Raw genomic sequence first — 14,730 nt, forward strand, 5'->3', positions numbered from 1 at the left:
CACAACCTTACCTTTCATTTATCAGACAAGCTGATCCCGGAATTCGTCTTTTAATTCTGACAGGATCGTATCCATCCGTCTGTCATAATCTTCAATATGCCCATGCAGCCGGTTATAAACCGCTTTCTGGACTTTATTGTAGATTGGAAGCTCCCGCACATCTTCTTTAGAATCTCCGACTTCACTCATCAGATCCTCTAAAAAGTTCGCAGGAAGTCCTCGTTTCTTAATCTCTTTTTCAAGTGTCGCAGTATCCACTGTAACTGCCAGCACACAGAAATATTCGATTAGGGATTCCTCATTCTTATTTAACGAATATGCCTTAATAAAATAGCTCTTTGCTTCATCAAGCTGAAGATTTCCGGCCAGAGCAACTGCTTTATTATGATATACATTTCCGAGGAATTCATCCTCCTGTTTTTCTTTTTCCAGATAGCAGATAACCTCATCATAGATCGCACCCGCTTTTATATAATGCTTGTACCGCAGATATCCATCCGCCCGCAGCTTCTCGACTTCGTATGATTTTAACGTACGAAGCTTCTGACATTCCGCCATAAACTGCCGTACTTCTTCACTGCTGTAATATCCGCCATACACAAGAATCTCCACCATGATATCCTGAACAAATGCATGCTTGTCAAGTAATGTATCAATCTTGTCTGCAAGTTCTGTGAGAGCAAGCTCTCTCCTGATCCATGCCGACAATCTCGCCGTCACATCTTCTTCCCCAACCAGCACCATATTATTATACAGGTAGTAACACAATTCCTCGTAGGAATATACAGATACCTTGGTATTCAGGAACGTATATGGATTCTGTGCAGTTTTTGTATTACATACAATTATTTTTCCCATTTCAGGTCAAATTCCTTCCTATATATCTTATTTGTGGTCGGGAACATCGTTCCAAATCCTTCATCCCTGATAACAACCGCTCCCTTTTCCGCACTGTAGAATTCCGCTTCCAGTGAGATCTTGGTCGTCTTCGGCGGACGCTTCGGCAGTCCGTGGATCTCGATATGCTCCTTATCATAATCTCCTGTCAATATGTTGCGATAGATCAGCTCCACCTGATTTGATTCGTCCGGAAAGATATATAATTTTCCCTTTGTGTGGAACCATTCCTGTCCTCCTCTGGTGATCGGCACAAATGTCTTGCTGTCATCATTTAAACTGATACCTATATCAAAGCCAACTGTATATTCCGACCGGATCAGATAACGATCAAGCACCTTGCTGTGCCGATCGCCAAATGCCCGGTAGCAGGCTCCCTTTGTATAGATATTTTGACCGACAAATACCCGTCTTCCCTGACAGAGGATCGTCGCCGACTCCTTCAGCCAGTTATCCGCAAAGCCAATTCCGGTCAGGAACACCGAGGACACATAAGTCTCTGCCAGAAGCTCCTGACAGATTGCTGCGAACTGCTCATCCAGCTCCTCATCATCCTTCTTAAACGCTGAAAATGTCAAGCGGTCTTTCAGGTTTTGATGAAATACATCCACAATCTCCGGTGATTTGTTATGCGTAATATCGAATCTGTAATAATCAAGCCCGCTGCTGTTAAAATCAAACAACACCACACTGTTATTTCTTAACGACTCCGGCTGATTAAAGATGTAATAAATTCCACTGTCTATATGGCTTGTGATCTCAAACTGTTCATCACTTAAATGAAGCGCTCTCTGTAACTCCTGCACTGCCTTAATGATATGAATATCGGCATCTGCGATCGTTACTACCAGCCGCCTGATCTCATAGCTTTCAAACTGTTTTGTAAATTCCCGGATATGAAGCAGCAGCATTTTGACCAGAAGGTCTTTTGCTTTATAACTTGTTCCATAGATCTCCGTGTCCTCGTTGATGATCGTCTTCTGGTAAATACGATCAACCATCACGCCATCTTCCTTGAACCGTTTCCCTGCAGCCACCGCTCCGACACTCCAACCGGATTCATCCTTTGCTCCGGTTCCGTCTTTATATTTATCTGTATAAAACATAATATTTGGAAGCAGATATGTATCTTTGGAATCACTGTGACAGATTGATTCCGGTACTCCTTCATCCAGCTTATAATAACTTAACTGTGTATACTCCGGACTCAGATCCAATCCCAGATATAATGGATGTTCCGTCATGTTATCTCCTCCTGTTTCTGCTGTCTTATAACAATATCAGATTCTCCTCAAAGAAATGTGTGTTATTCAGATAGGTATCCATCGCCTGGATCAGCTCCTGATCATTTCTTGTCTCCTGACTGATCAGCATACTGTTGATCAGCTCAAATCGATTACTGTTCTTCTTATGACATGTTGTATTCTTTAAAATATCACTCTCAACGATGGATGAATTACCGCTCTCCGCACCATCAATGGAATATAACAGCGTCTCTCCGTGGAACACAACAAATTCCTTGATATAAATTCCCGGTATGATCTCATTCATTCGCTCCGATTTGTAATGTGCCATACTGTTGCTTTCCTGTCCGAAGCTGTAGCTTACCCAGATCTGTCTGCCGCTCTCACCCTTAAAGATCAGATAGGTCTTAAACTTCATATCATCCGGCAACGTTACAAAGGATGCAAATTCTTTAAAGAGCGGCAGGATCTTACTGCTGTCTATAAAATGACGAACTGTATTCCGGATCCATTCCTTCTGTTCTGCCGAGAACCGTCCACCGCAGCCTGCAAAATAAGAGAGCAGCGCCATCTCTGAAATCTCATCTGTAATGTTCTTCTTCGCCACCTCTTTATACAGACATTCCATGATATCCGCAGGAATCTTCAGATCCTTGATAATATACTGGTATGCACAGAACCGTAAAAATGCCTTGACTACCATGCCCCTGCTTCTGCCTGCGTAATAAAGCGCAAAGATATCAAAGATTGCCTCTGTATAAGCATCCGCAAACATCATCTGTGCCAAGATATTCTCTGCAAGCATATCAATATCACGATAATTTGTGTTAACTGCCTTAAACAGCTCTGCCATTTCCTCTAACGAACCATTATAGTTATTGATCAGGAATGCCAGAACCTTCTGTGTCGCATACCCCCTCCGGTACAGATATACACAGATGGATAATAACGTCCGATCATCATCATAGCGCTTATCGGATATTCCGAATTCCGCGATCCGTATCAGTTCATCCACATCCACATCTACATATCCAAACCGATGGATTCCATTAAATGCCTGCTCATACATCCGTAAAGAAATGTAATATGTAATGATCCGGGAAGCGTCCTCCACTTCCACATAATCCAGATCAATTCGCGACAGATATTTATATAAAATGTCCGCATCATAATTCTCATGATAATACTCAACCATATGGCGGAGTGCTCTCTGCCGAATCAGATAACTGATATTCGGACAGTTAGAGATATCACGCGCCAGATTGATCTCGGATGCATCCTTATATGAGAAGCTGTCTATATCGTTATACTCAAATAATAACAGGCGGTAATCCTTCGGATTATACTCTTTACAGATATCCAGATAATTTTCTTCTCCAACAACCGGCTCAAGCCGGTATGGTACCGTATTGATATATCTGCAGCCCCGACTGTCAAGTAATGTAATGATAGCGGATTCTGACACGATCTCTACATAAGCTTCTCCGTCAATCACATCCACCTGTTCACTCTTTTCCAGTTCCTCATGTGTTACAACCACTGATACAATATTCTTATTCCGACAGGTCAGCTTCTGCTTGAATATGATATTAATTAACTTTGATGCAAATTCCGGTTTCACACTCTCCGGCTCCAGAAATTCTTCATAGATAACCGTCAGATCATCACTCACTTCTCCGTCAATGATCTTCTTCTCCATGAAGTTCTCGATTGCCGGAATATACTCATGGAACACATTCATATTCTGTGCCTTATTCATTATGACATTTGCATAGAGATATGCCAGCTCTTCATCATCTAACGTATTCTTGTAATTGAAATAACGGAGAATGGATTCTGGTATCGGCTGATACGTCTTCTTATCCATGCTCTTTAAGAAGCCCTCATACAAACCAACATATTTAATTCCTGCATTTGCCGCATCCTGATAATATACATGATACTCTTTATCACATTTTTTAAATCTGAGAAGAATTTCACATATCGTATCCAGTGTCATACGGTCATGCTTTGCTGCATAGATATTCTCCAGCATCTTGAATGCGTGAATATCAAAGAGCTTCATTCTTGCAGCCGTCTTTACGAATTCCATAATGACATCTTCGGATACAAATTCATGCCGCATACCCCAGCGGATAGCTGAGATCTCAAGCGGTGCGATCCGTTTCATCATAAGCGGCTGCTTATTGAACATATCACATATTTCAAAGTAAATAACCGGGCTGTTTACACCCTCATTATATAATTTCCGGATATCCTCATAAAGGTTCCATTTATCCTCTGTATAACTGTAATCCACAAATAACAGCAGCCAGAAATAAAACAGCTTGTCCTTCTCCTGTTCCAGTCGTCCGCGGACAAGTCTTGCCGTGCTGTCGATCATGTCCTTATCCTTTGTCAGAAGTGATTTCAGATAACTGTAATAACACTTCTCCATGCTGCCTGCCTCGTTCAGATCGGCATCTGCATCGATACGGACAAATTCCTGTTTTACATATTCTGTCTTGCCCTCTAACAGCTTCATATGAAGCAGTCCCAGCCGATAGATGTTATCCTCCGGTCTGTATTTGACCAGTGTTTCCAGTGCCTCTGTCGAACGTTTCGTGTAATCAGCAAGTGCCATCTTATCCGTACGGAAATCAATGTATGCTTTTGCCAGTGCCTCATGACCTTTCTTGATCATGAAATTCACATGACGATTCTTCGGCTCGGTTCTCTGAACCTCCGGCTTCTTGATGCTGACCTTTACACTGATATTCTGCAGGGTATTATTAAAATGGATATAACCTGCCGATACCCCTTCCGGGATCTTCGTCGGATCGATCAGGAAGTTCAGCTCATAATTATTTCCAGTGAAATCCTGACCTGTGATCCGGGTTGCTTCCGGGATCAGGAAATCGCTGTCTGATGTAATATAGGTATGGGTATAACCCCAGGTGTTCTTATTTACGGAGATCGTTGCACGAACCAGCTCATCCGGCATCTCGATCAACAGCTCACGCTGCTTTGCTGTCAGTGTAAGCACACGTTTCTTATGGGTATATACAAGGAATTCTTCCATTGCCTGATTGATGGATAACGATTTCTTCAGGCTCTCATAGACTCCCTTAATGATCGCGTCATCCCCTAAAAAGGTACGCACGAATTCCGGGCTGTCAAAGATCTGAACTGCTACATCCCAGTGCTCCTCTGCGAAGGTCGCGAACTGGAACAGGTCCTCGATCCGTTTGTCTTCTACCAGAACATAAGGCGGAACAACCTCTACGCTGTACGGGATCTTATATTCTCCACCATCCGTTATGATGTTGATATGTCCTTTAAAGCTCTTGCCTTCTTCGATTCCGCGGGCATCAAAAGAAAAGGCAACCGTATTCCGTCTGCCTACAAATGTATGACTCTTGAAATCGAACAGGTATCTGCTGTCATATACCATCAATTTGATCGGTACATCATTCTTTGACACCACCTTAAAGGTTCCCTGAAATATGGAGCCGGCTTCCACAGCCAGTTCCAACTTTGCAATGGAAATATCAATATCCGGTCTTTCTACATTGAATTCTCCTCTGGCGTACTGTTCTACGATCCCTTTCATCTGGTTCTCCTTGCTTTCGTAATCATTTTATTAAAACTCATGTATTTTTCTTGTAATTAAATCCCCGAATCGGTATAATTATATAAAAACATATATTTTGATTATAGCAAAATAAATAGTTTTTTGAAACATTATATATGGAAAAAGAGGAATTTTTTATGGGAAAAAGTACGTCACATCATTCTGGGAGCAATCTGCTCTCCCAGAATGAATCTGTAAGATTTGACCTGAACATGAATCCGCTCGGGGTTCCGGATTCTGTCAAAAATGTCATTCTTAACAGTATCGAAGATCTGAAGCGTTACCCGGATGGCTCATATACAAGATTAAAAGACAGTATTGCAGGCTATTCTGGTGCGGATCCGGACGATATCATTGTCGGAAGCTGCTCATATGAATTTATCAAACTCCTGATCGAATTCAACAGTCCAAAACATGCTGTCCTTCTTTCACCGGGAGCACAAAATTATGAGAAGCTCCTAAAAATGAACGGCTGTGATATCACATATTATCAGTTATCCGAAGAGGAAAATTATGAACTGGATATTGCGGATTTCATCTCTACGTTAAATGAGTCCATTGATATGGCATTTATCTCGAATCCAAATGGAACAACGTCACAGGTTATCGACCGCGAATCTCTGGAATTCATTGCAAAGATCTGCGCAGGAAATGATATTGCACTGGTCGTTGATGAGGAGTATATGGATTTCGTTCAGGATAAGGATGATTGCACCGCTATTCCGCTGGTTAAGGAATATGACAATCTCTACGTTCTCAGAAACACAAGTAAATTCTTTGCAGTACCCGGTCTTCGATTAGCCTATGCGATCACATCTAATCCGGTTTTTAAAAAGACAATGTCAATCACCGGTTTTCCTTATGCGATCAACGCACTTGCCGAGGCAGCCGGCATTGATATGTTCAAGGATGCTTCCTACATAAGTAAGACCCAGACACTGATGAAGACGGAACGGAATCTCGTCTATTCTGCACTGGCAAGCCGCAAGACGATTAAGCTCTATAAGCCGGATGCAAATTTTATTCTGGTTAAATTATTAAAGACCGATATTACTGCTCAGACAGTTGTGGAACATTGCCAGAGTAAGGGATTGTATATCAGAAGCTGTGCCGACATCACAGGATTGGATAATTCTTATATCCGCTTCTGCTTCATGAATCCGGAACAGAATGATCTGGTCGTTAACACTATTTTAGAGGTTGTATAATAAATTATATATGTTATTTAAATGAAAGGGTGGTACATACATATGAAACATGAACCAATGAAATTAACATCTTCTTACAATAATCAGTTATATATCAAAGTGATGAACGGTCACTTTGCTACAAACCATTCTCATATCAACCAGTATATCGATATGACAACCTTGAAGGTCAGAGGCACTATGGCTGCTGCCGCTGCCAAATCCATGGGAACCGAATATATGGCATCAACCATTGTTGACACGATCGTCTGCATGGACGGAACTGAAGTGATCGGTGCTTATCTGGCAGAAACCTTAAGTCAGAACGGTATCACTTCCATGAACCAGCACAAATCCATCTACGTTGTTACACCTGAGGTTCACAGCTCCGGCCAGTTGATCTTCCGTGACAACCTCCAGCCAATGATCGAAGGCAAGCATGTGCTTCTTCTGATCGCATCTGCTACAACCGGTAAAACGATCAAAAAGAGTCTGGAGTGTATCAAATACTACGGTGGTTCTATCGCAGGTATCTCAGCAATCTTCTCTGTTGCAACAGAGGTTGACGGCTATCCGGTACATGCACTGTTTACCGAAAAGGATCTTCCTGATTACAAGACCTATCCTCATGATCAGTGTCCAATGTGTCAGGCCGGAAACCGCATTGAAGCCATTGTTAACAGCTATGGTTATTCTGAATTATAATAGAACTATTCAAAAAAGAAGTCTGGGAGAAATTTCTCCCAGGCTTCTTTTTTATACGCATACAAAATAAAAATATTTTCAGAAAGGATAAACTATATATGGCTACCACTTCTCTTAACCCAAATCTAACATTGATAGAATCAGCCCTTTCAAAAGATGATATCATGAAAATTAATTTATATTATAAAGATGGTACTTTTTACAACGAACGAGAAGGTACTCCTTCTGATATAATTAAAGATATAGACATAAATAATTTTTATTTTGTTCCCACAGAATTCGGAAATTATATTCCTACATATGCAACTTTCGAGCATTTTGGACGAAAATTTGGTTCTTATGGTTCACCCAATTTTAATATAAAAGCATATATGTGTTTGCAAATAAGATATTTCCATATTACAAACTATTTAAAAGACAATGAACATTACAATACCTTCAATGGATATCACGCATGGAAAGAATATATTGAATCTTTAATTAATGACAGAAGTCAAAAAGACTTTCCTACATACAATACCGAATTAACGAGAATAACAGAACAATATAATTTTAAAGAAATCTACAATCTCAGTGAATGTCAAAAGAAACTTGGTATTTTTATCCTAGCACTAGATGAACAAAAAGTCATCCAAATAGGTTATGCCGATTCTTACAAATATGATTTATGTAAAACAATTCAAAAAGAAATACGAAAATTTAATATGCGCAGTACCGGTATAGCCTTATATAATGCAAAGGATATAACACGTATATTTATCTTAGATGCACATACATTTTTTAATGAAGATACAATAAAACTCACAAAAACTGAAATGCATTCCGTCAAAAGAGAATTTATACGTATGCAACTTGCAGAAGATGATACCTATGAAGATGATTATTTGGATAATAATGAATTATATCGTTCACTACTAAAAGATGCCTTAATTAACAAAACACATGAGCAACGTACATATTTAATTCGCGAAAAAAAATTCCAAATAATTAGTACTATAAAAGAAGATATTTTACTATCATAATTTTTCATTTTTTACTCATGAAAGTTTGATAAAATAACTATTATAAATGCTCACTCTAACAATTATTTTTTATCTTTCTTATTCGTACTACTATTCAAAATAAAGGGACTGCTGCACAGTCCCTTTTATCCATTATTTATTACTTATCCAAATATTTTTTTACCTCCCCAATAACCAGCTCCGCTGTCTGAAACTGTTCTTCCGCTTTTTCTCGTGACGCAATATAGAAATCATCATAATCACTTTTTTCACGTACTCTTTGTAACGTTCCAAGCTTTCTTCCAATTTCACGCGGAAATATTTCTTTAGCCACATATTCTTTATTAAAGTATCCCATAACATCTTTATGACGCTTAAAATCAACTGTACTCAACGCCAATATAGCTTTTACTGCATAAAATGCAGCATAGTAAGAACGATTAATCGAATCCTTATACAAACCCTCTTTTAAACAATGTGCTGCTACTTTTAAACTATCTTCAGCTTCGGCAATTCGATAATTACTTAAATTCTTTTGTCTCTCATCCAATTACTATCCCCTCCTTCTCTACATTATCAAAGAATGGCAACGCCCCCAACCAATATTTATAATGTTCCTCATTTTCCAGAACTGGATTAATCATAATGCCTGATTCCAGTTCTAATTCAAAAGCAAGATCAAAAATTTTGTTCTCGACTTGTTCTATTTCTTCTTTTGAAAAGGGGGTTAATATCATAACATCAATATCTGAATTTTCCTTATAATCACCACGAGCATAAGAACCATAGACAATAAGCTTAGATAAATTATTTTCCAATATTTTTTTAGCACCCTGTGCAAAGGTCATTAAAACTTCCTGTCTTGTCATAAAATTTTCCTCCTGTTCCTGATTATTTTTATTCATATATTATGTAGTTATAATAACATTTTTTATTTATTAATACCATTTAAATCTATTATAATTTCAAAATCCCTCAAATATCACTGAAAAAATTATTTCATCTTATTATTCATGCTTTGGACGGCTTTCATTCATCCATTTCTTCGGGTTCGTGTCATCCGGTATCAGTCTGACCGGAATAGCACGTAAAACTAGCAGCCACTGACGGATGATGAAATGGCTTTCTTATCTGCTCTGGACAGAAAGGAACCGCTGATCGGCAAACCGGAAACACCGGAGCTGGTTGAATTTTCATTGACCTGGTAATCCCCACAAAAAAGAGGAACCCTTCTTGTTCCACCTACAAAAGCCAGACATAAAATCTGACGATTGTATGGTTGGAACATAAAGGATTCCTCTTTTTTATTCTATAAACTCCCAGCTGATCGCCGAAATCACACCACTTAGCTGTGGTAATGAGAACGCTTATAATGTACGATCAGCCCTGCTGCCGCAAGAATCAGTATCACCACGATCGCCCACACCTGCGGCGTTACATCCTTAATGTTATAGCAACGGACATTGATCCACATCTGATTGATCCGTTTGCTGGCATCTGCATCGAAGTACTGCATGATCGCACTTCGCTCGATCGCCGCTTCGTCCGGATACTGGGCATAGAGCTGACGTCTTGTCTGCTCCTCCGGAGCTGTTATGATGTAATCAGGATCCGAATTATCACCACTGAAGAAATAACCAAGCGGATATTCTGTTGTATCTTCTTCTCCATCTTCCGCACCATAATTCCAGTTCAGATAATCAAATACTGTATTATCATCTTCGCCTCCTGCAATAACAGAAGTATATCCGATGTAGTACATATTTCTGACTGCATTGTCCGGTCTTGAAAGAAAGTTCACAAAGCTTTCTGCTACCTGTTGTTTTCTGGCATCTTCATCGATACCATCCTTTAACATCACCCAGCCATCAAACCAGAGATTGGTAGATTCCTTCGGCACGGCGAAATCAAGATAAAGATCATCTTCTTCTGCCTGATCCATCGCATAAACCGCATCACCGGACCACTGATAATTTGCAAGCACCTTACCGGATACCATATCTGCCTTACCACTGTCTGTCTCAAAGGAATATACATTGTCCTTCATATCCTGAAGCAGATCCTGCACTTCCTGTATCGTTTCCGGGCTGACATCATTCATTACCCGAAGCAGATCCTCATGATAAGTATCTGCATTTATGAATTCCTCTGATGTCAATTCGTCCTGCTTCAAAATGCCAAGTGCCGCAAAATAAGAATCACGCACATTATCCTTGATCGTAACCTGACGTGCAAACTTCGGATTATCCAGGATATTCCATGTACCTGCTTCTTCCTCTGTTATCTTCTCCGGATTATATAAGATACCGGTTACACCCCACATATATCCGGCTGCATATTTGCTCCAGCTCTCACCATTGATCTCATTTTCATCAAAGGTCTGTCTGATATATGGAGATACTCCCTTTGCATAATAATTTTCCTCTATACTCGTGTCATAAAACGAATTCGAAAACGGAACTACTTTTTCTTCTGCCATCAACTTCATGATCATGTAGTCGGATGGACAGACCAGATCGTATTTATCACCAAGGGTAAGCATGTTATAAAGGTCTTCATTTGTTCCAAAACAGGAATATTCCACCTTTACCTTCTGACCATATGTCTCATAGTACCAGTTCTCAAAATCCGTCACCATGGAATTCTCACCGAAGATCTCGGTTCCATCTTCCAGGTCGATTACTTCGTCCTCATCCCATTCTCCAAGGTCGATATATTCTTCCCAGTTGGATACTCGAAGCACGATCGTATCATCCGACTTCTGTACATCGGCAGCATCTGTCTTTGCTGCATCACTTCCTGTATTATCTGATATGGCAGATGCTTCTGTCTGATCCTGCACATTATTATCTGCCTCCGCATGTACCAGATAAGCCGCAGGTGTAAGCATCATAAGTCCGGCACAGAAGCCGGCAAATCCTTTGAATAACTTCTTCTTATTCATATCTGCCACCTGCCTTTCCGGCTCTCGCCTTTGCCTTTGATGTCATATTCATACCAACAACGATCAGTATAACGATCACGAAGATCACTGTTGATAACGCCCATAAAGCAGTCTTGATCTCTGTCTGAGATCCTTTCGTCGCATTTACGACATAAGTACTGATCGTATCAAAGGTCGCAGGCTTCGTATAGCTTGCAATGAAATAATCGTCTAATGACAGGGTAATTGCCAGTGCAAATCCTGAAATCACCCCCGGCAGGATCTGTGGAAGGACTACTTTTACCAGTGCGGTAAATGGTGATGCACCCAGATCCATAGCTGCCTCATACAGGCTTCCATCCATCTGCTTTAGCTTCGGTACAACTGACAGATAGACAAATGGTGCAGACAGCACGACATGTCCGACTACCAGCGGCACATAGGATTCCTTACTGACACCAAATACTACGATCAGCAGGATACAGATTGAAAAACCGGTTACAACATCTGCATTTACAACCGGAACCTGATTCATCGCAGATACGATCCCCGATGCAAGTTTCTTGGAATAAAATGCACCGATCGCACCCAATGTTCCAAGCAGAGTGGCAATCAATGCAGATCCAACCGCAAGAAGAACCGTACCCCAGATCATATCTGCAAGCTCAGGCTTGGTAAATAATGTAACATAATTCTGAACGGAAAATCCGTGTATTGTTCCGATATTTGCCGAATCCGTAAAACTATAAACTGCAAGGATCAGAATCGGCAGATAGAGGATCACCAACATCAATATAATAAAAGCAACCCGAAATCCTTTTTTCATTATAACAATGCACCTCCTCTGTTGTTGTCTTCTCCCTCATATTTATTTGTAAAGAGAGTAAAGATTAATATGATCAACAGAAGCACCAGTGCGATCATGGATCCATTGTGCCAATCGTATGCAGCAAAATAGCTGCCTATCAGACTACCCATAACATAAGTGCTGTTATACAACATATCCAATACAACATAGTTCGTCATAGACGGAAGGAATACCATCACGATACCACTGATGATACCCGGAACAGATAACGGAAGCGTCACCTTTAAAAATGTCTGAACAGAACTTGCGCCCAGATCATTTGCTGCTTCTAACAGACTGTTATCTAACTTCATCAATGTTGTATAGATCGGCAGAATCATAAACGGAAGAAAGTCATATACCATACCGATCACGGAATTCAAAAACGGATAATATGCCAGATTATGCTCGATCAACGTCAGGACTTCCTTTAAAGCAGTCAGTCTTAACGTAAAATTGATCCACATAGGAAGAACAAAGATCATAACAATAATCGACTTTTTCTTCCATTCACTTCTGGCAAGTATATAGGCGATCGGGTACGCCAGCAACAAAGCTGCTGCAGTCGATACACAGGCGATCGCAAAGCTGTAGGCAAGGGTTCCGATCGTGTTCGGACTGGTGAAGAATCCTGTCAGGTTCTCCAGTGAGAACTGCCCCTCCCCATTTGTAAATGCATAATATATAATGACTATAAGCGGTGCAACCACAAAGCATATCAGGAACAATGCATATGGCACACACAGTTGTTTTCTGGAAAAACGTAATGTACTCATCTCTGTCTCCTTTTGCTTTCGGTTATTTCTTAAGTTCAAAGTGGATCTTATCCTTTGGAATCACAAGGCTGACAAAGTCATCCATATTCCAGAGATATTCATCGTGAACAATGAAATCTTCCTCATTCTCCGTACGGACTACATAGCTGTAGTGGTCTCCTTTATAGATCAGGTTAATGATATGACCGGATATGATACCTTCCTCCTGATCATCACTCATCGTAATATCATCCGGCTTGATCGTTAAGATCACCTTGAGCCGCTCATGATCGATGACATCTCCGGACGCATCCATTAATACACCATCCTCATAATGAGACGACGGAACGATCTTACTCAGATCACACTCAAGCTCACCATCTAAGAATTCCAGCTTATAATATTTGTCAACTCCTGTCTCGATGCGGTTCAGTGCTTTCTCCGCAGGCATAACATGAATGCCATCCGGCTCTACGTTAAGTCCAACCATATCGCCTACCTTTGCAGACTTTGTGGACTGTATCACGATCTCATTTTTACCGGACTGTACTGTGATCTCATAATGAACACCCTTGAATACCACAGAGATAACCGTTCCTTTTACTGCTCCCTGCTCCGGCGACACGATCAGGATATCCTCCGGACGCACTACGACATCCACCTGTGTTCCATGCTCTACATCATCTAGGCATTCGAATTCCGCACCACAAAAACGAACCTTTAATTTGCCTGTCATGATACCATTAAAAATGTTGCTTTCTCCGATAAAGTCCGCAACGAATGCATTCTTCGGCTCATTGTAAATATCCTCCGGCGTACCAATCTGCTGGATACGTCCTTCTGACATTACAACGATCTTATCTGACATTGTAAGCGCTTCTTCCTGATCGTGGGTTACATAGATAAAGGTAATTCCAAGTCTCTCGTGCATTTCCTTTAATTCGAGCTGCATCTCTTTTCTCATTTTCAGATCCAGCGCACCGAGCGGCTCATCAAGCAACAGAATCTCCGGCTCATTTACCAATGAACGTGCGATTGCAATTCTCTGCTGCTGTCCACCGGACAATGTCTGAACGCGTCTATCTTCAAACCCTTCAAGATCTACCATCTCAAGAGCTTTTTTTACTTTCTTTTCAATCTCAGCCTTTGGAAGCTTTTTCAGTTTCAGGCCAAATGCGATATTGTCATAAATATTTAAATGTGGAAACAATGCGTATCTCTGAAATACCGTATTGATCGGGCGCTTATTTGGCGGCAACTTACTGATGTCCTTACCATTTAATAAAATCTCCCCCTCTGTCGGCATCTCAAAACCGGCTATCATTCGAAGTGTGGTCGTCTTACCACAACCGGACGGCCCTAAAAAGGTTACAAACTCTCCACGCTGCACCTCCAGATTAAAGTCATCCACAGCCGTAAAGTTATCATCAAAATTTTTTGTGATATGCTTTAACTCGATAATGTTTTCCAATTATTTATACACTCTCCTTTTCAAGTTATTTATAATTTTTATCATTAGACAAAAATCAACTAATTCTAACATATCCGGGAGAAAATT

13 protein-coding genes are annotated in these 14,730 nt (G+C 40.5%); 3 read left to right on the forward strand and 10 right to left on the reverse strand.

The features are described from left to right. Positions 1–21 precede the first annotated feature (21 nt). The 3 genes from DWY07_RS01760 to DWY07_RS01770 are packed head-to-tail and all read right to left on the reverse strand — an operon-like array spanning position 22 to position 5,733. Positions 22–858, reverse strand: a complete 837-nt coding sequence (locus DWY07_RS01760; protein WP_117822052.1) for a hypothetical protein — start codon at positions 856–858, stop codon at positions 22–24. Next, entirely contained in the window at positions 846–2,141 is a 1,296-nt protein-coding gene (locus DWY07_RS01765) for a DUF5716 family protein (protein ID WP_117822053.1), read from the reverse strand. Before DWY07_RS01765 ends, DWY07_RS01760 begins: the two co-directional genes overlap by 13 nt. A 25-nt stretch (positions 2,142–2,166) precedes the next feature. Further along, on the reverse strand, positions 2,167–5,733 hold the full coding sequence (locus DWY07_RS01770) for a DUF5717 family protein (RefSeq protein ID WP_117822054.1): 3,567 nt from the start codon (positions 5,731–5,733) through the stop codon (positions 2,167–2,169). Between the two features lie 158 nt (positions 5,734–5,891). Between DWY07_RS01770 and DWY07_RS01775 the strand changes: the two genes are divergently transcribed. The 3 genes from DWY07_RS01775 to DWY07_RS01785 all read left to right on the forward strand — a co-directional run bounded on the left by DWY07_RS01775 (position 5,892) and on the right by DWY07_RS01785 (position 8,668). Beyond that, a complete protein-coding gene (locus DWY07_RS01775) occupies positions 5,892–6,962 on the forward strand; it encodes a histidinol-phosphate transaminase (RefSeq protein ID WP_117785851.1) in 1,071 nt (356 codons plus the stop codon). Positions 6,963–7,004: 42 nt separating this feature from the next. Further along, on the forward strand, positions 7,005–7,646 hold the full coding sequence (locus DWY07_RS01780; protein ID WP_117785850.1) for an orotate phosphoribosyltransferase: 642 nt from the start codon (positions 7,005–7,007) through the stop codon (positions 7,644–7,646). A gap of 98 nt (positions 7,647–7,744) precedes the next feature. Then, the gene (locus DWY07_RS01785; protein WP_117822055.1) at positions 7,745–8,668 is read left to right on the forward strand and encodes a hypothetical protein; all 924 of its coding nucleotides are present in this window, start codon (positions 7,745–7,747) and stop codon (positions 8,666–8,668) included. A gap of 139 nt (positions 8,669–8,807) precedes the next feature. On the opposite strand, the gene DWY07_RS01790 is transcribed toward DWY07_RS01785, so the two are convergent. The 7 genes from DWY07_RS01790 to potA all read right to left on the reverse strand — a co-directional run bounded on the left by DWY07_RS01790 (position 8,808) and on the right by potA (position 14,643). Further along, complete coding sequence (locus DWY07_RS01790) at positions 8,808–9,197, reverse strand: HEPN domain-containing protein (RefSeq protein WP_021943435.1); 390 nt, start codon at positions 9,195–9,197, stop codon at positions 8,808–8,810. After that, complete coding sequence (locus DWY07_RS01795) at positions 9,190–9,516, reverse strand: nucleotidyltransferase domain-containing protein (RefSeq protein WP_226801127.1); 327 nt, start codon at positions 9,514–9,516, stop codon at positions 9,190–9,192. The genes DWY07_RS01790 and DWY07_RS01795 overlap by 8 nt, the downstream gene beginning before the upstream one ends. Positions 9,517–9,740: 224 nt before the next feature. Beyond that, positions 9,741–9,935, reverse strand: a complete 195-nt coding sequence (locus tag DWY07_RS01800) for a hypothetical protein (protein ID WP_021943437.1) — start codon at positions 9,933–9,935, stop codon at positions 9,741–9,743. Positions 9,936–9,992: 57 nt separating this feature from the next. Next, positions 9,993–11,591 carry an ABC transporter substrate-binding protein gene (locus tag DWY07_RS01805; RefSeq protein ID WP_117822057.1) on the reverse strand — a complete coding sequence of 533 codons (1,599 nt, stop codon included), beginning with the start codon at positions 11,589–11,591 and terminating at the stop codon, positions 9,993–9,995. After that, a complete protein-coding gene (locus DWY07_RS01810; RefSeq protein ID WP_117822058.1) occupies positions 11,584–12,396 on the reverse strand; it encodes an ABC transporter permease in 813 nt (270 codons plus the stop codon). The genes DWY07_RS01805 and DWY07_RS01810 overlap by 8 nt, the downstream gene beginning before the upstream one ends. Further along, positions 12,396–13,193, reverse strand: coding sequence for an ABC transporter permease (locus tag DWY07_RS01815; RefSeq protein ID WP_021943440.1), 798 nt, complete (start codon positions 13,191–13,193; stop codon positions 12,396–12,398). Before DWY07_RS01815 ends, DWY07_RS01810 begins: the two co-directional genes overlap by 1 nt. A gap of 22 nt (positions 13,194–13,215) precedes the next feature. Further along, positions 13,216–14,643: a polyamine ABC transporter ATP-binding protein gene (gene potA, locus DWY07_RS01820; RefSeq protein ID WP_021943441.1), complete on the reverse strand. Its 1,428-nt coding sequence runs from the start codon at positions 14,641–14,643 to the stop codon at positions 13,216–13,218. Positions 14,644–14,730: the final 87 nt, after the last annotated feature.

The sequence above is a fragment of the Clostridium sp. AF23-6LB genome (assembly GCF_003461085.1).
GTDB classification, from domain to species: domain Bacteria; phylum Bacillota; class Clostridia; order Lachnospirales; family Lachnospiraceae; genus Coprococcus; species Coprococcus ammoniilyticus.

Bases quoted from the DNA above. Each gene is read 5' to 3' on its own strand.
- DWY07_RS01765 (WP_117822053.1), bottom strand. From the start codon at position 2,141: ATGACGGAACATCCATTATATCTGGGATTGGATCTGAGTCCGGAGTAT.
- DWY07_RS01805 (WP_117822057.1), bottom strand. From the start codon at position 11,591: ATGAATAAGAAGAAGTTATTCAAAGGATTTGCCGGCTTCTGTGCCGGA.
- DWY07_RS01810 (WP_117822058.1), bottom strand. From the start codon at position 12,396: ATGAAAAAAGGATTTCGGGTTGCTTTTATTATATTGATGTTGGTGATC.
- DWY07_RS01800 (WP_021943437.1), bottom strand. From the start codon at position 9,935: ATGTTCCAACCATACAATCGTCAGATTTTATGTCTGGCTTTTGTAGGT.
- DWY07_RS01795 (WP_226801127.1), bottom strand. From the start codon at position 9,516: ATGACAAGACAGGAAGTTTTAATGACCTTTGCACAGGGTGCTAAAAAA.
- DWY07_RS01780 (WP_117785850.1), top strand. From the start codon at position 7,005: ATGAAACATGAACCAATGAAATTAACATCTTCTTACAATAATCAGTTA.
- DWY07_RS01775 (WP_117785851.1), top strand. From the start codon at position 5,892: ATGGGAAAAAGTACGTCACATCATTCTGGGAGCAATCTGCTCTCCCAG.
- DWY07_RS01785 (WP_117822055.1), top strand. From the start codon at position 7,745: ATGGCTACCACTTCTCTTAACCCAAATCTAACATTGATAGAATCAGCC.
- DWY07_RS01770 (WP_117822054.1), bottom strand. From the start codon at position 5,733: ATGAAAGGGATCGTAGAACAGTACGCCAGAGGAGAATTCAATGTAGAA.
- DWY07_RS01815 (WP_021943440.1), bottom strand. From the start codon at position 13,193: ATGAGTACATTACGTTTTTCCAGAAAACAACTGTGTGTGCCATATGCA.
- DWY07_RS01760 (WP_117822052.1), bottom strand. From the start codon at position 858: ATGGGAAAAATAATTGTATGTAATACAAAAACTGCACAGAATCCATAT.